The organism is Aliagarivorans marinus DSM 23064 (assembly GCF_000429485.1).
In the GTDB taxonomy this organism is placed as follows: Bacteria; Pseudomonadota; Gammaproteobacteria; order Enterobacterales; family Celerinatantimonadaceae; genus Aliagarivorans; species Aliagarivorans marinus.
In genome coordinates, this window is the sequence record NZ_KE386908.1 from 101,735 (window position 1) to 120,388 (window position 18,654).

Annotated in this window: 25 protein-coding genes; 17 read left to right on the forward strand and 8 right to left on the reverse strand. The window is 54.4% G+C overall.

Features of this window, described 5'->3' with window-relative positions; genetic code table 11:
• The first annotated feature begins 85 nt into the window (after nucleotides 1-85).
• Both G461_RS0118025 and G461_RS0118030 read left to right on the forward strand, forming a co-directional pair.
• Entirely contained in the window at nucleotides 86-748 is a 663-nt protein-coding gene (locus tag G461_RS0118025) for a 7-cyano-7-deazaguanine/7-aminomethyl-7-deazaguanine transporter (RefSeq protein WP_026958616.1), read from the forward strand.
• A gap of 103 nt (nucleotides 749-851) precedes the next feature.
• Nucleotides 852-1,439, forward strand: coding sequence for a hypothetical protein (locus G461_RS0118030; RefSeq protein ID WP_026972896.1), 588 nt, complete (start codon nucleotides 852-854; stop codon nucleotides 1,437-1,439).
• Between the two features lie 58 nt (nucleotides 1,440-1,497).
• Here G461_RS0118030 and G461_RS0118035 read toward each other — a convergent pair whose 3' ends face one another.
• The gene (locus G461_RS0118035; RefSeq protein ID WP_026972897.1) at nucleotides 1,498-1,938 is read right to left on the reverse strand and encodes a DUF2059 domain-containing protein; all 441 of its coding nucleotides are present in this window, start codon (nucleotides 1,936-1,938) and stop codon (nucleotides 1,498-1,500) included.
• A gap of 98 nt (nucleotides 1,939-2,036) precedes the next feature.
• On the opposite strand from G461_RS0118035, the gene G461_RS0118040 reads away from it, so the two are divergent.
• A complete protein-coding gene (locus G461_RS0118040; RefSeq protein WP_026972898.1) occupies nucleotides 2,037-2,468 on the forward strand; it encodes a DUF3859 domain-containing protein in 432 nt (143 codons plus the stop codon).
• 15 nt (nucleotides 2,469-2,483) lie between these two features.
• Here the strand turns inward: G461_RS0118040 and G461_RS0118045 are convergent, their stop codons facing one another.
• The 5 genes from G461_RS0118045 to ygfZ all read right to left on the reverse strand — a co-directional run bounded on the left by G461_RS0118045 (nucleotide 2,484) and on the right by ygfZ (nucleotide 5,603).
• A complete protein-coding gene (locus G461_RS0118045) occupies nucleotides 2,484-2,897 on the reverse strand; it encodes a VOC family protein (RefSeq protein ID WP_026972899.1) in 414 nt (137 codons plus the stop codon).
• A gap of 110 nt (nucleotides 2,898-3,007) precedes the next feature.
• Nucleotides 3,008-3,640, reverse strand: a complete 633-nt coding sequence (locus G461_RS0118050) for a hypothetical protein (RefSeq protein ID WP_026972900.1) — start codon at nucleotides 3,638-3,640, stop codon at nucleotides 3,008-3,010.
• 91 nt (nucleotides 3,641-3,731) lie between these two features.
• Nucleotides 3,732-4,136: an NUDIX hydrolase gene (locus G461_RS0118055; RefSeq protein WP_026972901.1), complete on the reverse strand. Its 405-nt coding sequence runs from the start codon at nucleotides 4,134-4,136 to the stop codon at nucleotides 3,732-3,734.
• 41 nt (nucleotides 4,137-4,177) lie between these two features.
• A complete protein-coding gene (locus tag G461_RS24730) occupies nucleotides 4,178-4,408 on the reverse strand; it encodes a hypothetical protein (protein ID WP_035480679.1) in 231 nt (76 codons plus the stop codon).
• A gap of 247 nt (nucleotides 4,409-4,655) precedes the next feature.
• Nucleotides 4,656-5,603, reverse strand: a complete 948-nt coding sequence (ygfZ, locus tag G461_RS0118065) for a tRNA-modifying protein YgfZ (RefSeq protein ID WP_026972902.1) — start codon at nucleotides 5,601-5,603, stop codon at nucleotides 4,656-4,658.
• 315 nt (nucleotides 5,604-5,918) lie between these two features.
• Between ygfZ and G461_RS0118070 the strand changes: the two genes are divergently transcribed.
• The gene (locus G461_RS0118070) at nucleotides 5,919-6,164 is read left to right on the forward strand and encodes an FAD assembly factor SdhE (protein ID WP_026958624.1); all 246 of its coding nucleotides are present in this window, start codon (nucleotides 5,919-5,921) and stop codon (nucleotides 6,162-6,164) included.
• Nucleotides 6,136-6,534: a hypothetical protein gene (locus G461_RS0118075; RefSeq protein ID WP_157360363.1), complete on the forward strand. Its 399-nt coding sequence runs from the start codon at nucleotides 6,136-6,138 to the stop codon at nucleotides 6,532-6,534. Before G461_RS0118070 ends, G461_RS0118075 begins: the two co-directional genes overlap by 29 nt.
• Here G461_RS0118075 and nadB read toward each other — a convergent pair.
• Complete coding sequence (nadB, locus tag G461_RS0118080; protein WP_026972904.1) at nucleotides 6,531-8,141, reverse strand: L-aspartate oxidase; 1,611 nt, start codon at nucleotides 8,139-8,141, stop codon at nucleotides 6,531-6,533. The two genes, G461_RS0118075 and nadB, sit on opposite strands and share 4 nt — an antisense overlap.
• A gap of 196 nt (nucleotides 8,142-8,337) precedes the next feature.
• Here nadB and rpoE point away from each other — a divergent pair, with 196 nt between their 5' ends.
• The 12 genes from rpoE to G461_RS0118140 all read left to right on the forward strand — a co-directional run bounded on the left by rpoE (nucleotide 8,338) and on the right by G461_RS0118140 (nucleotide 17,642).
• The gene (rpoE, locus tag G461_RS0118085; RefSeq protein ID WP_026958627.1) at nucleotides 8,338-8,916 is read left to right on the forward strand and encodes an RNA polymerase sigma factor RpoE; all 579 of its coding nucleotides are present in this window, start codon (nucleotides 8,338-8,340) and stop codon (nucleotides 8,914-8,916) included.
• Nucleotides 8,917-8,938: 22 nt separating this feature from the next.
• Nucleotides 8,939-9,472, forward strand: a complete 534-nt coding sequence (locus G461_RS0118090) for a sigma-E factor negative regulatory protein (RefSeq protein ID WP_026958628.1) — start codon at nucleotides 8,939-8,941, stop codon at nucleotides 9,470-9,472.
• A gap of 7 nt (nucleotides 9,473-9,479) precedes the next feature.
• Entirely contained in the window at nucleotides 9,480-10,535 is a 1,056-nt protein-coding gene (locus tag G461_RS0118095) for a MucB/RseB C-terminal domain-containing protein (protein ID WP_051333673.1), read from the forward strand.
• A 12-nt stretch (nucleotides 10,536-10,547) separates the two neighbouring features.
• Complete coding sequence (locus tag G461_RS0118100) at nucleotides 10,548-11,024, forward strand: SoxR reducing system RseC family protein (protein WP_026972906.1); 477 nt, start codon at nucleotides 10,548-10,550, stop codon at nucleotides 11,022-11,024.
• Between the two features lie 146 nt (nucleotides 11,025-11,170).
• Nucleotides 11,171-12,964 (forward strand): translation elongation factor 4, encoded by a 1,794-nt coding sequence (lepA, locus tag G461_RS0118105; RefSeq protein WP_026972907.1) that lies wholly within the window; start codon nucleotides 11,171-11,173, stop codon nucleotides 12,962-12,964.
• A 9-nt stretch (nucleotides 12,965-12,973) separates the two neighbouring features.
• A complete protein-coding gene (lepB, locus tag G461_RS0118110; protein WP_026972908.1) occupies nucleotides 12,974-13,888 on the forward strand; it encodes a signal peptidase I in 915 nt (304 codons plus the stop codon).
• A gap of 11 nt (nucleotides 13,889-13,899) precedes the next feature.
• Nucleotides 13,900-14,571 (forward strand): ribonuclease III, encoded by a 672-nt coding sequence (gene rnc, locus G461_RS0118115; RefSeq protein WP_026972909.1) that lies wholly within the window; start codon nucleotides 13,900-13,902, stop codon nucleotides 14,569-14,571.
• Nucleotides 14,571-15,470 carry a GTPase Era gene (gene era, locus G461_RS0118120; RefSeq protein WP_026958634.1) on the forward strand — a complete coding sequence of 300 codons (900 nt, stop codon included), beginning with the start codon at nucleotides 14,571-14,573 and terminating at the stop codon, nucleotides 15,468-15,470. The genes rnc and era overlap by 1 nt, the downstream gene beginning before the upstream one ends.
• 3 nt (nucleotides 15,471-15,473) lie before the next feature.
• Complete coding sequence (gene recO, locus G461_RS0118125; protein ID WP_026972910.1) at nucleotides 15,474-16,181, forward strand: DNA repair protein RecO; 708 nt, start codon at nucleotides 15,474-15,476, stop codon at nucleotides 16,179-16,181.
• A 21-nt stretch (nucleotides 16,182-16,202) separates the two neighbouring features.
• Nucleotides 16,203-16,943 (forward strand): pyridoxine 5'-phosphate synthase, encoded by a 741-nt coding sequence (pdxJ, locus tag G461_RS0118130; protein WP_026972911.1) that lies wholly within the window; start codon nucleotides 16,203-16,205, stop codon nucleotides 16,941-16,943.
• Nucleotides 16,944-16,956: 13 nt separating this feature from the next.
• Entirely contained in the window at nucleotides 16,957-17,355 is a 399-nt protein-coding gene (gene acpS / locus G461_RS0118135) for a holo-ACP synthase (protein ID WP_026972912.1), read from the forward strand.
• Entirely contained in the window at nucleotides 17,352-17,642 is a 291-nt protein-coding gene (locus tag G461_RS0118140; protein WP_026958638.1) for a hypothetical protein, read from the forward strand. The genes acpS and G461_RS0118140 overlap by 4 nt, the downstream gene beginning before the upstream one ends.
• Before the next feature lie 88 nt (nucleotides 17,643-17,730).
• Here G461_RS0118140 and G461_RS0118145 read toward each other — a convergent pair whose 3' ends face one another.
• On the reverse strand, nucleotides 17,731-18,612 hold the full coding sequence (locus G461_RS0118145; protein WP_211236301.1) for a DUF368 domain-containing protein: 882 nt from the start codon (nucleotides 18,610-18,612) through the stop codon (nucleotides 17,731-17,733).
• Nucleotides 18,613-18,654: the final 42 nt, after the last annotated feature.

Below are 18,654 nucleotides of genomic sequence, written 5' to 3' on the forward strand. Positions count from 1 at the left end.
GCTGGTTAACAACTGTACGGGTTCAGGGCATTAAAACTGGTGTTTGGGTTCTCTCACCCCAATTAACAAAAAGAAGGTACTACCCATGTGGTTAACATCCCTTTCTGCGCTTGAGCGGCGCAATGTGCTGATTCTGGCACTGTTTCATGTTGTAACGATTGCAGCCAGCAACTATCTGGTGCAGCTTCCGTTTACTATCTTTGGTTTCCACACCACGTGGGGAGCCTTTACCTTTCCTTTCATTTTCCTGGCAACCGATTTAACTGTGCGCCTGTACGGTGCTGAGCGGGCCCGCAAGATTATCTTTGCGGCGATGCTGCCGGCGCTGGTGTCGAGTTATGTGGTATCGGTGCTGTTTTTTGAAGGGGCCTTCCAAGGTTTTGGCCAGTTGTTGGTGATTAACACCTTCGTGGCGCGTATCGCATTGGCGAGCTTTCTGGCTTACGCGCTGGGCCAACTGCTGGATGTGAAGGTGTTTAACCGCCTACGCGGCAACAAGCGTTGGTGGATTGCGCCTACTGCGTCGAGCTTTTTCGGCAACTTGGCCGATACCATGCTGTTCTTCTCGGTGGCCTTCTATGCTAGCTCTGATGCCTTTATGGCTGAGCACTGGGTAGAGATTGCCTGGGTCGATTACGTATTTAAGGTAGCGGTGAATCTGTCGCTGTTTGTGCCCCTCTACGGCATGTTGCTGGCGTTTATCCAGCGCCGCTTGGGTTTGCAACCGGCCAAGGTTGCTTCCGAGTAACTCTCCTTGTTCAATACCGTGGAATGTCTCACGGTATTGATCTTGATAAGTTTTTACTCAAATCGTTGTGCTAGGATGCTGTTACGGTAATTAGGTATCTAGCATGATGTTGATTAAAAAGAAGATTTTTAAATGTTCACCGCTTCTTGTTTTACCCATCTGGGCGATCATCGTTGCATGTGAACCCGTAGATCGTGATTTTCGCGATTCGGTTGAAGCTTATAAAGAGCAGCAGCTGAGCGAGGGGGATGAGTTTCGCCGTTACGTTTATCTGGCTGAGTTGGAGCGACGCTGGCTCGGTCACGATACCAACGAAAGTGGCGTGCGTGATGATGTAGAAGCGCTGCTGCGTGGTATGGAGCTAAACGCTGAAGAGTTTAGTGCCAGCATGGGCTATGCCGCCCTGTTGCAGGAGCTGATGCGTTCGACAACCGATGGCCAGACCATTCGCGTGGCTCACTATCTGGGCTTATCTCTCAACTGCATGAACGAGGTGTTGCACCAAGATTATCAAGAGGTGCAACTGGAGATCGAACGCCTGCAGTTCAACAACGAACTGCGCCTGCATCGCTATCAAGAGCAAGTGGAAGTGATGATGAACGACCCCCACGCCCATGGCGACAGTCGTTCAATGGAGCGTTTCTGCAATACCATGAAGACCCGTTATCAGCAGTATCACAAATTCGGCTAGCCCGAGTGATAACCAGAGTGCTAGCCGTTTGAGAGTGCTCGGGTATAGATAGAGCGCGTTAGTTAGTCGCCGTACCTTCGCGTCGGCTGCGTTCTTCAACTAGCATCGTTTTAAGCTGCTCTTCATATTGCTTAGCCAGTTTCAGGCTGGCTGCGGCCCCCTCACGGCTGATTTGCTCCGACACCGCCAAGCTTTTCTGTCCCACTGGGCTTTTGTAGAATGCCAGCAACTCTTTGATCTCGGCATCGCTGAAGTACTTGGCGTACAGCTCTTTAAACTCTGGCGCTAAGTTGCTCCAGGTGATGTGCTGCTGTGACCAAGTGTCGAGAACATCCTGATAGTCAGCCAGTGCCGAGTTTTGGCTAATCAGGTAGCGATTGAGTTGGCGGTGGATCCGCTCAATAGATTTGGGGCCGGCGAGAGTATCGACCAATTCATCGACCGGGGCTGCCTGTAGGCTGAAGCTTAGGCAGAGCAGCAACAAACTGAACTTTTTCATTTTTCTTCCTTGAAATCAGTTGATAAGCAGCGCTTAATGCGTCTCGATTAAGCTTAACAGTAGCTGAGAAGCAACACGAATTAATTTTAGGAGTCGTTATGGCCAAGGCGAAACCACTGGTCAAACTACATAGCTACGGGATCTACTCGACCTGGGACAGCGAGGACAAATCGCTACCACAAATTAAACAGTTCACGCTGGACGTTGAAGCCGAGTTAGAGGTGGAGTTTGGCATGATTATCAACATCAAAAAAGCCCGTGGCGAAAAGCTGGTGTACTGCATCTATCACCCCGATATTCCCGATGAAGACGGCGAGGTGATGGCCCCGTTTCGTGGCGAAGAGTACATTCGCAGCAACGATTGGAACTTCTACTTAGGTGACACCATTTGGGCGCCGGTCAGCAACAAGTTGGGCGACTGGCGGATGACCATCGAGATCGACAACAAGATCGTTGCCGACAAAACCTTCAATCTCTACGTGCCCGATACTGGCAACGAGGCTGACTTTTTTAAACGCCGGGGAATGTAAACTGCGCGTCAATGACTACAACTGACAGTTCAGCATCCAGCTAATCCCATATTGGTCGCTAATCCGGCCAAAGCGGGCGCCCCAAAAGGTGTCTTGTAAGGGATGTATCACCTGGCCGTTCTCCGCCAGAGCATCAAACACTTTTTGCTGCTCTGCCAAGTCGTTAAAGTTTAGATTCAGCTCGATGCTTCCTGCATGGGGCTGTAGCTCTTCGCCGGGCATACCATCAGAGGCCATAAACTCCAGCTGCCCGGCTTTAAAGTGGGCGTGCATCACTTTCTGTTTTAGCTCATCGGGGATGGGGGCGTCGCTGGGGTTGTCGCCAAAGCGCATCATGGTGGTGATGTCTCCGTTAAAGCAACGTTGATAAAACGCCAGCGCCTGCTCGGCCTGACCAGCCAAGTTCAAGTAGGGAATAATGGCTTGCATCACTGTTCCTTAAAAAGGTAAGGGCCTAAAGTAAAAACTAGCCTAATTCTGGGCAGGATTGTGTGAAATTTTCTGTTGCTAGCTAATGGCTGCTCGCTGGAACAATCCGCTCATTGAAAGCGCGCTGCTGTTGGCGATAGAGCGGGGTGCAGTAGTGGGCACTGATAGTGCGGCCGAAACTGCAGCAGCGAAGACGTCCCGGGGTGAGCGCCATAGGCCAGACAATAACTAAAGGCGAGTAGCTGTTGCTGGCGCTGAAAGTTGAGCTGACTACTTAACTGAGGTTGAAGCTCAAGTTGCGCAGCCAGCCAGTCACGCTGGGCATCGAGAATGGCTTCGCTTTGGGCGGCATCGAGGGTGTTAAGTAACAGCAAGGTCGCTAATGCTTGGCGGTGGTAGCTGGGGTCGCCAAGCCAGATTTGATGGCTCTGCCACTGTTGGGCCAGCGCCTGATAGCGACGATACTGCAGCAGGTTGGCCAGGCCAAGGCTGTGTTGTATCGGCGAGGCGTAGCGCTTGGCTTGCTGCAGTTGCTTGCTGGCACTAGCCAGCCATTGCAACAATGCGTCGGCTTGCTCAGCGTTATCGAGTGGGTCTTCGAGGGAGAAGGGCAACTCAAGCTGCTGGTTTATAACTTCGGCGAATCGCTCAAAGGGGGCTTGTTCAGTCATCCAGCTACGTAGCTCGGTTTGTGCGCTGGCCTGCGCTGTGGAGAAACCGTACAGCGCGATTACAATCAGCATAGCTCGCCAACACCTCACGATAACCTCCGCTATCAGCTAACTCATGCCAGCTTAATCAATAACTGGATAGCTGCGCAAATACTCCACAGGCTTAAGCGGCGTATTTGCGCACCAATTTAGTTAATTGCTTGGAGCTTAGATGTTGGTGTAGCTGGTCGATGGGCACCCATTGGCGCTGGCGTTGGTGTTGCTCGGGCCAGCGCTCCAACTCCTGTTGCACATCCATCAGGTAGAGTTTGCAGTGACGCTTCTTGCCTTTTTTCACCGCTTTTAGTTTGGCGGACCTGTTCATCGGAATCACCTTACCAAGCAGTCCTGCCTCTTCAAAGGCTTCGCGCTCGGCTTGGGCTCGGTCTGCCGCGCGCTGCTCGCGCCAGCCTTTAGGCACCAACCACTCGCCCGAGGCTCGGCTGGTTATCAGGCAGATCTGCACAACACGTTGGCTGCCTTGTGCCACTTCCCTAACCGGGATGATCATCACATGGGTTGGCTTCATGGGTGAATTCTCCCTGCAATTTTTCTCACTAGCGTTCGCACTTAGAGTGAAATCTTGCCTTTTAAGTAGGCCTTAATCAGTGACTCGATAATCTTCTGCACCGAGCGCTCTTCTTCGATGGCCCGAATCTTTAACGCTTTCAGCGTTGCCGGATCGAGGCGCAACGAAGTGTTCTTCTTTGATTTTTCCGACTTTGGTTTATCGGATTTAGGCTTATCAGATTTAGATTTATCTGACTTCGCCGCTTTATCGGTTTTACTGCTCTTTGCCATCTAGTTAACCATAGACTGAAGTTATGACGTCATTATGTCACTTTGGTGAATTGGCTGAGTTAGTCAACCGATTTGTGACAGCTTTGGGATTTCACAATAATTTTCAGGCGATTACTGGCGAAAACAGTGGCTCAGAGCTTGTTCGGGTATGAGGTTAGCGCAGGATATTGAAGCGGGGCGGAATCAAACAACGGAGAGACAAGGCGTCTCTCTGTTGGGTTAACCGGCTTTACTCTATAATCGACTTTTACTCGCCAATAGAGTAGGGCAGTTGCGCCAAGGTAAACTGGCTGCTGTTATCGCCACTGAGGCGGAAGCGCGCATCGGCTTCCAGCTCTTTATCACTGACGGCCAGCAGTTCAATATGCTCGGGCTCGATGGCTACCGCCTGCAGCACGGTGGCCTTAGCGCGCCAGTTCTCGCCTAGTTGCAGCTCCAGCTTGTCGCCAGCTTCCGGCAGGCGTTGGCTGTGGCCCACCAAGCGGTGAGTGGCTCGCTTGTTAATGCCGCGGTAGCGGGCGCGGGCGATGGTTTCCTGTCCGGTGTAACAGCCTTTGCTAAAGCTGATTGCCTCTAGGCTGTCCAGGTTAAGCGCTTGCGGGATAAACTCGCCACTGGTGGCGGCTTCAAGCATCGGTAGGCCAGAGGCGATTTGCCCGGCCAGCCACACGTGGTTGGCATCCAAGGTGTTATCAGCAGGCTGCGCAGTCAACCCTTGCTCGTTGATCACCAGGTAACGCACGCGTGGGCCATCGAGGCGAATGCATACGCCGCCATCGTTCAGTAGGCCGCCGTGGTTGGCCAGGTTCTCGTCAAACTGCTCGCTAATAAAGCTGGCAGCTTGGTTACCCATGACTGCGGTAAGGCTCAGGTTCTCTGGCTCGCTGATCTCGACCTTAGCGAACACCGCGTACTTTTTGAGTTCATTGAGTTGGGTAGCTGCTACTGACTGCGGCTGCAGATAGAGGAAGCGCTGCTCATCAAGGCGTACCACTCGGATCACCGACCAAGTTTTGCCTTTTGGGTCGCAGTGGGCGCTCAGGCTGTGTTGGCCAACTTGTAAGGCGCTCACATCGCAGGTGAGCTGCCCTTGTAGGTAGCTGGCCGCCTCTTCACCGCTTACCTCGGTGATATGCCATTGACTGAGGCTTTGAACAAAAATCGGGGGAAGCGGACACAATGCATTGGTTGTCATGGTTTAACTCCGTTGCCGCTGGCAAGCCAGGGAACCTAGTGATTAGCCGTGTGAGCCTGCTTTGTCTGCGTCTCTTCTTAGCTAAGGTTAAAGCGTTGTTGCAAGCATTCTACAAAAAAAGCGTTGGCAACGCAGCTCCTTGAGGCTTGAAAGCGCCGTTTCTCCATTTGTATAAGTGAAGTGATGAACAGCCAGCAATTGGTGGCTTTAGTGAGCTGAATTTCTGACAAGTAACCACGAATTTGGTATGGTTTGCAGCGAAAAATCCCGGCGAGTCTATTTGCCGGCGATGCGGTTTTAGCCTCGAGGAAAAACATGCAACAAAGTAAATCACGCTTAAAGTGGGCCTGTCGGCGCGGAATGCTGGAGCTGGACGTGCTACTGATGCCATTCGTTGATGAAGCCTATGACCAACTTAGCGAAGCCGATCAAGCAGCCTTCCGTCGCTTACTAACCTGTGATGACCCGGATCTGTTTAGCTGGTTTATGGGTCACCGTGAATGCGACGATCCTGAGTTGGCGAAGATGGTGAATGTCATCCTCAAGCGCATTAAAGCATAAGCTTCAGGCCAGGCGCTCCCTTAGCTACCTGGCCTTAGTCCTTCTCTCTACGCTGGTGATGCTGGCGGCCATTCGCCAACACTGGCAACTTCTTAGCATCAGCACTCTACCCCTGATTAATCTGATTTTCGGCCTGCAGCACTGGTGGCGCTACCGCCCACAGTTTAGTTTTTCTGCCGAGCAGCTTTGGTTGGTCGATTCAGGCGAGCAAGCGCCGTGGCTGTGGAGCCAACGAAGTCGAGTGGGATTGGGCTTTTGTTTGGTGGTCGCACAACGCCAAGGTGAGCGCCGCTATTGGTTGGTATTCGCCGATAGCGCTGAAGATAGCGACTACCGACGATTGTGTGCGGTGATAAATTTGCTCGCTTAGTCGAGCTGACCGCCGTGGTAGAAGCTGTTGGGGGCGAGAATGGTCGGCTTCGCTTCCGGTAGCTTGTCGGGGTAGTCTTGGTTGTAGTGCAGCCCGCGACTCTCGTGACGCTGCATCGCGCAGGCGACGATAAGCTCCGCCACTTGTACCAAGTTACGCAACTCCAGCAGGTTGTTGCCTACGCGGAAGTTGGAGTAGTACTCGAAGATCTCTTGCTGCAGCAAATGGATGCGGCGCATCGCTCTCTCCAAACGCTTGTTGGTGCGCACAATACCCACGTAATCCCACATAAACAGACGTAGTTCGTGCCAGTTGTGGGTAATGATCACTTCTTCATCGGAATTGCTTACCTGGCTTTCATCCCAGTCTGCCAGTTTTGATACCAGCTCAACCTTATCGAGGCGCTGGTGGATATGCTTGGCCGCGCTGTGGGCAAACACGACGCACTCTAGCAGCGAGTTACTGGCCATACGGTTAGCGCCATGCAAGCCGGTGTAAGCAACTTCACCGATGGCATACAAGTTGGCGATATCGGTCGCGCCGTTGAGGTCGCTGACTACTCCGCCACAGGTGTAGTGGGCTGCGGGCACCACCGGGATCGGCTGTTTACGGATATCGATCCCCAGTTCTAAGCAGCGCTTGAGGATGGTGGGGAAGTGGAGTTCTATAAATTCATCATCGCGATGGCTGATATCTAAGTACACACAATCGCTGCCAAAGCGCTTCATCTCGTAGTCGATGGCGCGTGCCACCACATCACGCGGAGCCAGCTCTTCGCGCTTGTCGTGGTCAGGCATAAAGCGGGTGCCATCGGCCCGTTTTAGCAAAGCGCCTTCGCCGCGCAGTGCCTCGGTAAGCAGGAAGTTACGCGCATCGGGGTGATACAGGCAGGTTGGATGGAACTGATTGAATTCCATATTGGCCACCCGACAGCCTGCGCGCCAGGCCATGGCTATGCCATCGCCGCTGCTGACATCTGGGTTAGAGGTGTACTGATAGACCTTACTGGCACCGCCGGTTGCCAAGGCGACAAACTTGGCGCGAACCACTTCAACCCGCTCGCGGTTACGGTTCCAGATATAGGCGCCCACTGCGACTTTCTTATCGCCCTGCTGCTCGGTGATAAGGTCCACCGCATTGAAGCGTTCTAGCAGGGTGATGTTGGGGTGGGCCAGCACCTTGCTGACCAGGGTGCGTTGCACCGCCTTACCGGTGGCGTCGGCGGCGTGCAGAATACGTCGACGGCTATGGCCACCTTCGCGGGTCAGGTGGTAGTTGGTCTCGCCGCTGGCGTCTTGTTCTTGGTCGAATGGAACGCCTAAGTTAATCAGCCAATCGATGGAGGCCTTGCTGTTCTCGGCGGTGTAGGTCACCGCCTCTTCATCGCACAGGCCATCGCCGGCAATCAAGGTATCGTTGACGTGTTGCGGGACACTGTCGTTCTTGTCGAACACGGCGGCTATCCCGCCCTGAGCATAATAAGTCGAGCCTTCCTTCAACGGCCCCTTGCTCAAAACGTGGACTTTGGCATAATCAGCTAGATTAAGGGCAAGAGTCAGGCCGGCAGCGCCACTTCCTATAACCAGTACGTCGCTTGTGTATTCCATTGCAGTGTTCTTGATGCTTGTTGTCAGACTGGATGAGGCGCTAGTGTAACCGAAATACAAGATGCTGTGCAGTGTCGCGCTTGCCAAATGAAATAAAAACGAATTGATGAGAACTTTTTTGAAAAGCAGTAGTCCTAAAAAGTGCGCCACCGAAAAAGCTACCGAATTTCAAGCATTAGGGGGTCGGTAGCATACAATGAGTGAACAGTGGACTGACCAAGCGTTGGTCGAGCGGACTCAGCGCGGTGACAAAGCCGCCTTTGGTCTGTTAGTAAAGAAGTATCAGAACAAAGTGGCAAGTCTGGTTGCCCGATATGTAGCAAACCCTGGCGACGTCGCTGACGTCACTCAGGAAGCATTTATCAAAGCGTACCGGGCGTTGCCGAATTTTCGTGGTGAAAGTGCGTTTTACACTTGGCTGTATCGGATTGCGGTGAATACCGCAAAGAACTACATCGTGGCTCAAGGGCGTCGCCCGCCAGCTAACGATGTGGATGCCGAAGAAGCTGAGTTTTATGATGGCGGCGAAGCCCTGCGAGAAGGCGATTCTCCGGAGACGTTACTGCTGTCAGACGAGATTAAGAAAGTGGTTTTTGCTACGATAGAGGCATTACCCGACGATTTACGTACTGCGATTACGCTTCGAGAGCTGGATGGACTAAGCTATGAGGAGATCGCAAGCGTGATGGAGTGCCCTGTAGGGACAGTACGTTCGCGTATTTTCCGTGCCCGGGACGCTATCGACAAGCGAATCAAGCCGCTATTGAGCCGGTGATTTTTGGGAAAAGAAAGAGATTATGGCAAATAACGAGCAGCTATCAGCGCTAATTGACAACGAGTTGCAGGACGCAAAGTTGTTGGAACAGTTAGCTAATGACGCCGAACTGGCCGACAGTTGGCGTGACTATCACCTGATTGGCGATGTTATCCGGGGCGAAGTGGCTCCGCGCATTGAAATCGACATCGCTGACCAAGTTGCCTTGGCCCTTGAAGAGGAACCAGCCATTGTGGCGCCACGCCCACAAGCTGAGCAAGACAAGCCTTCTTCAGCCAAAGTCGTCAAATTCTTCCGTTACGCGGGTCAATATGCGATTGCGGCTTCGGTTGCGGTTGCCGCGATTATTGGCGTGCAGCAGTATTCTGTAGAGCAGGGGGGCGAAGAGCCACTACCTGTATTTAATACCATTCCGGTTGGTGGAGCAGTAAGCCCGGTCAGCCTGCAGTCAGGTCCACAGCATCGTGAAATGACTGAAGCTGAGATCCTCGAGCAGCGTCAACGTATCAGCGCCTACTTGCAAGACCATCGGTTCCAACAGCGTGTTGTAGAGTAGTTCGCCTATGCGCAAGACTGTATTGATGATGCCAGCGCTGATTGCGCTGGCTTCTTTTTCTGTAGCTTCTGAAACTGTCCTTCCTGAATCTTCTAGTAACGACACCTCCGTTCAGGCGGTGACCCCTATGCTGGCCTCACAAGAAGAAATCCGTGAGGAAACCGCGCTTGATCTGCTGATGCGCTTCCAGCATGCCTTCCATCATCTCAACTACGAGCTGGCTTACATCGAGGTGCGTCAAGGTCATATCGAGCCGGTACGCTTTATCCACGGTTTGGTCGATGATGTGCAGATCAGCCATCGGGTCTACCTCAATGGGCCGGCCCATGAGGCGGTTTATCGCGCTAACAAGGTCGCCTACTTCGAGGCCGGACAGCCGCCTTACAGCCTAACCTCTAAGCGCCTGCCGGGCATCTTTGGCAACTTAGCCGCCTTGGAAGCAGAGCGCCTCAGCGCCAACTACGAACTGGTCATTGCCGGTAAGAGTCGGGTAGCTGGCCGACCCGCGCAGGTGATGCGTATCGTGCCGAAATCCGCTGACATGTATGGCCTGTACCTCTGGCTGGACTTTAACTCAGCCTTACCACTGCGTATCGATATCGTCGATCGCCAAGGGGATTTGGTTGAGCAGCATATGGCGGTGAGTCTGATTGAGTTCAGCAAGCCCAACGAGTGGATGCAAGAGCTAGCCAGTATCGACCTGCCGAGCGTGGTAACCGGTGCTAACCTTGATGCCAGCGAAGAGCTGCAAGTTGATTGGCAACTCGGTTGGAAACCGGTAGGCATGGAGGTGCGCGCCCGCGAGCAGCACTCCTTGGTGCTGTTGTCTGAATCGGTGGATTACATGCAGTTGGGCGATGGCCTGTTTGATGTCTCGGTGTATATCAACCCCATCGGTACTACCAGTCCGCTGCGCGAGCACTTGGTTCGCCAAGGCGCGACCAGCCTACACACCGTAGTGCGCAACGGTATCGAGATCACTGTGGTCGGTGAGATCCCACCGGAGACCGCCTCACGTATCGCCGACAGCGTAAAATTCTCGCCACGCCTTGAGCAGCCATAACGCGGCCGACCGATGAAGCAGGACCAAAGCGAGCTACTGATCGAAACCGCCAAGGTGGTGGAAGTCACCGAACACGGCGCGGTAGTGGAGTGTATCTCGCGCAGTGCCTGTAGCGCCTGCTCTAAGGCTGAAGACTGTGGCAACAGCTCGTTGGCCAAGGCCTTTCCCTCGCGGGTGCATCGCTTTGAGGTGGCCACGCCACTCAAGGTTGCGCCCGGTGAGCAGGTCGAGCTTGGCCTACCTGCCAAGCAGCTGGTGCGCCACGCCTTACTGGTCTATCTGCTACCGCTGGTATGCCTGGTGCTGGGGAGCGCCTGTGGGGCGCTGCTGGGCGCCACCAATGGCAGCAGTGAGGGCCTGAGTATCGCAGGCGCTGGCATCGGTTTAGCACTGGGTTTTGTGCTCAGCCGTCGCCTCTCTCGACAGCAATCCGGCAACCATGCCAAGCCCAGTATTGTCGGTGTTCATCAAGGGCGCGACAAAGCGTAGCTACTGTGGGCGAAATCGAGTAGAATTCCGCCCCTTAGAGCTCAACCAATGATCACGGTCTCCCTTCCAGCCTTTGGCCCCCAGCAAGCTAACGTCTATGCTGCTTTAGGAAGGCAGTATCGAATTAACTAGCGTACAGATTTTCTATGAAGCACATTCGCAATTTCAGTATTATTGCTCACATCGACCACGGTAAGTCGACCCTATCCGATCGACTCATCCAACACTGTGGTGGCCTGAGTGAGCGCGAGATGGAAGCCCAAGTTCTAGATTCAATGGATTTAGAACGTGAACGCGGCATTACCATCAAAGCCCAAAGCGTGACGCTGGACTATAACGCCAAAGACGGCGAGACCTACCAGCTGAACTTTATTGATACTCCCGGACACGTCGACTTCACCTATGAAGTAAGCCGCTCGCTGGCGGCCTGTGAAGGCGCGTTGCTGGTGGTCGATGCCGCTCAGGGTGTAGAAGCGCAAACACTGGCGAACTGCTACACCGCCATCGAGATGGATCTGGAAGTGATCCCAGTGCTGAACAAGATCGACCTGCCACAGGCCGACCCAGACCGCGTTGCCGAAGAGATTGAAGACATCGTCGGTATCGATGCCACCGACGCCACCGTATGCTCGGCCAAAACCGGCCTGGGTATTGAAGACGTACTGGAAGCCATCGTTAAAAACGTACCCGCGCCAGAAGGTGACACCGATGGCCCGCTAAAAGCGCTGATCATCGACTCGTGGTTCGATAACTACCAAGGCGTCGTGTCGTTGGTGCGAGTGACCCAAGGCGAGCTGAAAGCGGGCGACCGCATGCTGGTAATGTCGACCGGCCAAGTGCACGTGGTCAACGAGGTGGGTATCTTCACCCCGAAACAAACCAGCACCGGCACCCTGCGCACTGGCGAGGTGGGCTATGTGATCGCCGGTATCAAAGACATTCTGGGCGCGCCTGTGGGCGACACCCTAACCACCCAAAAGAACGGCGCTGAGCAAGCGCTGCCGGGTTTCCAAAAAGTGAAACCGCAGGTTTATGCGGGCCTATTCCCAACCAGCTCGGACGAGTATGAGAACTTCCGTGATGCGCTGGGCAAACTGAGCCTGAACGACTCATCGCTGTTCTACGAGCCAGAGAACTCAACCGCACTGGGCTTTGGTTTCCGCTGTGGCTTCCTTGGCATGCTGCACATGGAGATCATCCAAGAGCGTCTTGAGCGTGAATACGATCTCGACCTTATCACCACCGCGCCAACGGTAGTTTATGAGGTGGAGCTAAGCTCAGGCGAAGTCAGCTATGTAGATAGCCCTGCCAAGCTGCCACCAGTAAACAACATTGGCGAGATCCGCGAGCCGATCGCCGAGGTGAACATCCTGGTGCCACAAGACTACTTGGGTAACGTGATTACCCTGTGTGTCGAGAAACGTGGTGTGCAGAAGAAGATGGACTACCACGGCAAGCAAGTTGCACTGACCTATGAGATCCCAATGGCAGAAGTGGTGCTGGATTTCTTCGACAAGCTGAAATCGACCAGCCGCGGTTACGCCTCACTGGATTACAACTTCAAGTACTTCCAGGCCGCCGATATGGTGCGTGTAGACATCATGATCAACGGCGACCGGGTTGATGCGCTGGCGCTGATCTGCCACAAAGACAACGCGGAGAGCCGTGGTCGTCAGGTGGTTGAGAAGATGAAAGAGCTGGTGCCAAGACAGATGTTCGACATCGCGATTCAGGCGGCCATCGGCAACCACATTATCGCCCGCTCAACCGTTAAACAGTTGCGTAAGAACGTAATCGCCAAGTGTTACGGCGGTGACGTGAGTCGTAAGAAGAAGCTGCTAGCCAAGCAGAAAGAAGGTAAGAAACGCATGAAGCAAGTAGGCAACGTGGAAGTGCCTCAAGAAGCCTTCCTTGCGGTACTGCACATCGGTAAGGACTAATAAACAGATATGGCAAGCCTATTTCCGCTCATTCTTGTTATCGCCACCCTGGTTACCGGGGTGATCTGGGGCCTGGATAAGTTTATCTGGGAGAAGCAACGTGAAGCCCGTTTGAGTGATGCTCAAACCGCCGCCGGTGGCGAGCTGCCTGAAGAGGCCTCTGACAAGCTCAGCAAAGCGCCGAGCTGGGTTGAAAACAGCCGCTCGGTGTTCCCGGTGATTGCGGTGGTGATGGTGCTGCGCTCGTTTATCTACGAGCCGTTCCAGATCCCATCTGGCTCGATGATGCCCACCCTGTTGGTTGGCGATTTCATCTTGGTGGAAAAGTTTGCCTATGGCCTGAAAGATCCCGTGACCCGCACCAAGCTTATCGAGACCGGTGAGCCGGAGCGCGGCGATATCGCGGTATTCAAATACCCGCAAGATACCCGCATCGATTACATCAAGCGGATAGTTGGTCTGCCGGGCGACAAAGTGATCTACCGCGGCAAGCAGCTGATTATTCAGCCGCGCTGCGAAAGCGAGCCTTGCGAGAGCCTCAAGCCGGTTGAGCTCGACTTTGAGGTGTCTGGCCGCTTTATGCAGGGGCCGTATCCGCTGGAAACCTACAACGAACAGCTAGGCGATGTGGCACACCAGATCCTGATCAACCCGCATGCACCGGATCGCGCCGAGTACTTCTATGCGCAGCCAGGCCTGCAGCGTGGCGAGTGGGTAGTGCCAGAGGGCCATTACCTAGCCTTTGGTGACAACCGCGATAACAGCACCGATAGCCGCTACTGGGGCTTTGTCTCCGACGACCACCTAGTGGGTAAAGCGGTCGCGATCTGGATCAGTTTTGAATTTGAGCGCGGCACCGACTCTGTGCTGCCGGGCTGGATCCCAACCGGGGTTCGATTTAACCGAGTAGGTGGCATTTCTTGATGGATGCGCAGATGCATGCCAATAAGTTAGCTCGCTTACAGCGAGTGATTGGATATCAGTTCGCTGATATCGCGCTACTGGAACAGGCTCTGACTCACCGTAGCGCTGCCAGCAAACATAACGAGCGCCTGGAGTTTCTGGGCGACTCAGTGCTGGGCTGGGTAATTGCCGATGCCCTGTATCGCCAGTTCCCGGACGTCAAAGAAGGCGACCTAAGCCGGATGCGTGCCAGCCTGGTACAAGAGGTCACTCTGGCCGATATCGCCCGCGAGTTCGAGTTGGGCGATTGCCTCAAGCTGGGCTCTGGCGAGCTTAAATCCGGTGGCTACCGCCGCGATTCGATCCTCTCCGATGCGCTTGAAGCGATTATTGGCGCTATCTTCCTCGATGCCGATATCACCACGGCCCAGCAGCTGCTGCACCAGTGGTATCAGTCGCGACTGGCGGCGATCGAGCCGGGCATCAATCAAAAAGATCCGAAAACCCGTCTGCAAGAGAAGCTGCAGGCGATGAAAAAACCGCTACCGATTTACACGGTGATCGCCGTCAGTGGCGAAGCGCATAATCAGCGCTTTACCGTGCAGTGTGAGGTAGAGGACTTGCAACAACCGGTTGTCGCTGAAGGAACCAGCCGTCGCAAGGCGGAGCAACAAGCGGCTCTAAATGTACTGGAGCGCCTGTGATGAATTACGATACTCGCTGTGGCTTTGTCGCCATTGTTGGTCGCCCGAATGTGGGCAAATCGACCCTGCTCAACCGCTTGTTGGGCCAAAAGGTCAGTATTACTTCTAAGAAGCCACAAACTACCCGCCACCGTATCCTGGGTATCGATACCGATGACATCTACCAGACCATCTACGTGGACACCCCGGGGCTGCATAGCGACGAGCAAAAAGCGATTAACCGCTTGATGAACCGCGCTGCCTCATCGTCTCTGGGTGACGTTGAGATGGTGATCTTTGTGGTAGAAGGCACTCGCTGGACTAGCGACGACGAGATGGTGCTGGCCAAGCTCAAGACCATGAAGGTGCCACTGGTGTTGGCGGTTAACAAGATCGACAACGTCAAAGAGAAAGAAGAGCTGTTGCCGCACCTGCAAGAGCTGGGCAAGAAGCACAACTTCACCCATATCCTGCCCATTTCAGCCAAGCACGGTAAGAACGTAGAGCAGTTGCGTGAGTGGGCTCAGCAATGCCTGCCTGAGAACGTCCACTTCTTCCCTGAAGACTATGTGACTGACCGTAGTTCGCGCTTTATGGCCTCTGAAATTGTGCGCGAGAAGCTGATGCGTTTCACCGGTCAGGAGCTGCCGTACTCAACCACGGTTGAGATCGAGCAGTTTAAGATGCAGGAGAACGGCGTCTACCAGATCAACGCTTTGATCTTGGTGGAACGAGACAGCCAGAAGCGGATGATTATCGGTAACAAAGGCGAGAAGCTGAAAACCATCGGCCGCGAGGCGCGCATGGATATGGAGCGCCTGTTCGATAACAAGGTCTTCCTTGAGATGTGGGTGAAAGTGAAATCCGGCTGGGCCGACGATGAACGCGCCCTGCGTAGTCTGGGTTACGGAGACGACTAAGGATTGGCGAGCCACGACTTAAGTCCGGCCTTTGTGCTGCATAGTCGGGCTTATCGCGAAACCAGCCTATTGGTGACCTTCTTCAGCGAATCACGCGGGAAGCTCACCGCCGTTGCCAGAGGCGCGCGCAACAAGCGCTCGCCTTTGCGCAGCTTACTACAGCCCGGTGCGCCACTGTTGGTGGGACTGAGCGCCGGTAACGGCGGCTTGGTCAACCTGCTCAACGCCGAATCGCAGACTCTCGCCTTGCCGCTGTTTGGCAAGCATCTATTTAGTGCCCTCTACGTCAACGAATTACTGTATCATCTACTGGATGAGCACAGCCCCTATCCCGAGCTGTATCAATGCTATCGACAGTGCCTGCTGGAGCTAGCCGCGGCTAAACCCATCGAGCGGAGCCTGCGTCAGTTTGAGTTTCAGCTGTTTCGGGAGCTAGGCTTCGCCTTGAGTCTGCCAGAGGATTGGCTACCCCAGCAAAACTATAGCTACTCCTTATCTCGTGGGTTTTATCCCGCCCAAGGCCACAGCTCGTATAGTGGTGAGCAGATCGCCCAGCTGTGCAATTTTATCGGCAGCGACGAGCAACTACCGCTGGCCAGACAGTTTTGTCGGCAGCTTATCGCCCAGTTGCTGAACGGACGCGAGCTACGCTCGCGCGCCCTATTTAAACAGATATCTCCGGCCCAAGACGCCGGGGAACAACAGTCTTAACACTATTAAGAGGAACAGGAAGTGAGTGAGATTCTACTCGGTGTCAACGTTGATCACGTGGCAACCCTAAGACAGGCACGTGGGACCAGCTATCCCGATCCTGCGTTTGCTGCGAGTATTGCCGAAATTGCCGGAGCCGATGGCATCACCATTCATTTGCGTGAAGACCGCCGTCATATCATCGACCGCGATGTCGCGGTGATGGTGCAAACCGTGCAAACCCGGGTGAACCTCGAGATGGCGGTGACCGACGAGATGGTCGATATCGCCGTGGCCCACAAACCTCACTTCGTGTGTCTGGTGCCTGAGAAGCGTGAAGAGCTCACCACTGAAGGTGGCCTGAACGTGGCGGGTAATGTGGAGCACATTCGCCAGGCGGTGGCCAAGCTGTCAGAAGCAGGCATTCAGGTATCGCTGTTTATCGATGCCGATGATGATCAAATCGATGCTGCCGTAGAGGTGGGGGCTCCTTATATCGAGCTGCACACCGGCCACTACGCCGATGCCACCGACGAAACCGAGCAGCAGGCCGAGCTGAAGAAGCTGGCTGCGGCTGCCAGCTACGCTGCCGACAAGGGCTTGAAGGTGAATGCTGGCCATGGTCTGCACTACCACAATGTGAAGCCAATTGCGGCGCTGCCTGAGATCTTCGAGCTGAATATCGGCCATGCAATTATCGCCCGTGCGGTATTGGTGGGCATGGACGCGGCAGTGCGCGAGATGAAGCAGCTGATGCTGCAAGCGCGCGGCGTAAGCTGCTAGCTAGGCGGTAGCCATGCCAATCGTAGGTCTGGGAACCGATATCGTCGAGATAGAGCGGATCAGCGGTTCCCGCCAACAAGCGGCGCTAGCCAAGCGGGTGCTAACCCCCGCCGAGCTGGAGCAAATGCAGCAAAACGCTCAGCCCGGGCGCTTTTTAGCGAAACGCTGGGCGGCCAAAGAGGCGGCAGCGAAGGCGCTGGGTACCGGCATCGCCCAAGGCATTAGCTTCCAACATTTTGAGATTAGCCATGCCGCTAGCGGTCAGCCGCTGCTGCACTTTAGCCAGCAGGCCAAGCTGCGGGCCGAAGCGTTGGGCGTGGTATCGGCCCATATTAGTATTAGTGATGAGCGCCACTACGCGCTTGCAACGGTGGTGCTGGAAAGTGGCCATCCAACAGGAGAGAACAATTGATCGAACGTTATCGCATGCAGCTTGATCTGATGAGTCTGATGAAGCTGTTGTTTCTGGTGGGCTTTGGGGTAGGTTTTCTGCTGGGCCTGCTGATGGCCTTGTACACTCTGTCTCAAGGCGCAGACTTCTTTGGTGTGCTTATCACGGTGATTATCTCGCCGTTTAGTAACGGGGCGATCACCGCCGTGTTTGGCTTGATTGGCTACCCCTTCTACAACTGGTATTGCATGCGCAATCGCGGCCAGTTGCTCAGCGGCCGCTTCCAAAAAGAGCAGGATCAAGCCTAGCCTGCCAGCCATTCAGATAAACAAAAGCCCTTGTCGTGTTATGCGCCAAGGGCTTTTTGCTGTTGGTAGGGAGGCCAGCTATTTGCAGTTAGTAGCGTGCTTTACGCTCCAGCGCCCAAACGATGCCGCAACCCAGTACCAAGCAAATTACCGCCACAGGGATCTGTGCTGGCAGCTCGGTGAGTTGCTCATAACTCCAGGGCGAGATTGCTCGCTCAAACAGCGGCACCTGCTCACCCGAGGAGTTGGTACGCCAGCTCATTACCTCACGCCACGGCCAGATTTTGTTTAGGGTGCCAAGCATCAGGCAGCTTAGTAAGGCCAGCGTTTGGTCGTGGAAGCGTTTCAGCAGGTAAGACAGCAGATGGGCGATGGTTGCCAGACCGGTGGCGCAGCCGATGGCGAAGCAGGCCAGTAGCGGCAAGTTAGCGGATTTAACCGCCAGTAACACCGGCTGATACAAGCCCAGCAGCAGCAAGATCATCGAGCCGGAAATACCGGGTAAGATCATCGCACAAATCGCAATCATGCCGCCTAGGAACACCCCAAGGTAGCCATCGGAGAGGGCGATGGGGTGTGCGAAGGTGATCAAGTAGGCGATGTAGAATCCGGCCAGGGCAGCCAGCCAAACCGACGGGCTGCGGCTTTTTATCTGCCGCACGATCATCACAAAGGAGATCAGGATCAGCCCGCAGAAGAAGCTCCAGATGGCAATCGGCTGATGCTCTAACAGGTAGCTGATCACCCGCGCCAGCGAGGCAATGGCAAATAAAATGCCAGCCAGCAAGGTGGCCAAAAAGCCCGCATCCACTTGCTTGAGTACCGCCTTAAACCCTTGCTGGCGAAACACCTGCCACAGGCTCGGCTTAAACTGGCCAATCGCATCGAGTAAGCGATAGTAAATACCGCTGATAAAGGCGATGGTGCCGCCAGAGACTCCCGGCACCAAGTCGGCACAGCCCATGGCCATGCCTTTGAAAAAAACTGAAATATCGATCTTCAAGCTGAAATA

Coding starts and splice junctions, on each gene's coding strand:
- G461_RS0118025 (WP_026958616.1), top strand. CDS start 86: ATGTGGTTAACATCCCTTTCTGCGCTTGAGCGGCGCAATGTGCTGATT.
- G461_RS0118030 (WP_026972896.1), top strand. CDS start 852: ATGATGTTGATTAAAAAGAAGATTTTTAAATGTTCACCGCTTCTTGTT.
- G461_RS0118035 (WP_026972897.1), bottom strand. CDS start 1,938: ATGAAAAAGTTCAGTTTGTTGCTGCTCTGCCTAAGCTTCAGCCTACAG.
- G461_RS0118040 (WP_026972898.1), top strand. CDS start 2,037: ATGGCCAAGGCGAAACCACTGGTCAAACTACATAGCTACGGGATCTAC.
- G461_RS0118045 (WP_026972899.1), bottom strand. CDS start 2,897: ATGCAAGCCATTATTCCCTACTTGAACTTGGCTGGTCAGGCCGAGCAG.
- G461_RS0118050 (WP_026972900.1), bottom strand. CDS start 3,640: ATGCTGATTGTAATCGCGCTGTACGGTTTCTCCACAGCGCAGGCCAGC.
- G461_RS0118055 (WP_026972901.1), bottom strand. CDS start 4,136: ATGAAGCCAACCCATGTGATGATCATCCCGGTTAGGGAAGTGGCACAA.
- G461_RS24730 (WP_035480679.1), bottom strand. CDS start 4,408: ATGGCAAAGAGCAGTAAAACCGATAAAGCGGCGAAGTCAGATAAATCT.
- ygfZ (WP_026972902.1), bottom strand. CDS start 5,603: ATGACAACCAATGCATTGTGTCCGCTTCCCCCGATTTTTGTTCAAAGC.
- G461_RS0118070 (WP_026958624.1), top strand. CDS start 5,919: ATGCAACAAAGTAAATCACGCTTAAAGTGGGCCTGTCGGCGCGGAATG.
- G461_RS0118075 (WP_157360363.1), top strand. CDS start 6,136: ATGTCATCCTCAAGCGCATTAAAGCATAAGCTTCAGGCCAGGCGCTCC.
- nadB (WP_026972904.1), bottom strand. CDS start 8,141: ATGGAATACACAAGCGACGTACTGGTTATAGGAAGTGGCGCTGCCGGC.
- rpoE (WP_026958627.1), top strand. CDS start 8,338: ATGAGTGAACAGTGGACTGACCAAGCGTTGGTCGAGCGGACTCAGCGC.
- G461_RS0118090 (WP_026958628.1), top strand. CDS start 8,939: ATGGCAAATAACGAGCAGCTATCAGCGCTAATTGACAACGAGTTGCAG.
- G461_RS0118095 (WP_051333673.1), top strand. CDS start 9,480: ATGCGCAAGACTGTATTGATGATGCCAGCGCTGATTGCGCTGGCTTCT.
- G461_RS0118100 (WP_026972906.1), top strand. CDS start 10,548: ATGAAGCAGGACCAAAGCGAGCTACTGATCGAAACCGCCAAGGTGGTG.
- lepA (WP_026972907.1), top strand. CDS start 11,171: ATGAAGCACATTCGCAATTTCAGTATTATTGCTCACATCGACCACGGT.
- lepB (WP_026972908.1), top strand. CDS start 12,974: ATGGCAAGCCTATTTCCGCTCATTCTTGTTATCGCCACCCTGGTTACC.
- rnc (WP_026972909.1), top strand. CDS start 13,900: ATGCATGCCAATAAGTTAGCTCGCTTACAGCGAGTGATTGGATATCAG.
- era (WP_026958634.1), top strand. CDS start 14,571: ATGAATTACGATACTCGCTGTGGCTTTGTCGCCATTGTTGGTCGCCCG.
- acpS (WP_026972912.1), top strand. CDS start 16,957: ATGCCAATCGTAGGTCTGGGAACCGATATCGTCGAGATAGAGCGGATC.
- G461_RS0118145 (WP_211236301.1), bottom strand. CDS start 18,612: ATGGCCATGGGCTGTGCCGACTTGGTGCCGGGAGTCTCTGGCGGCACC.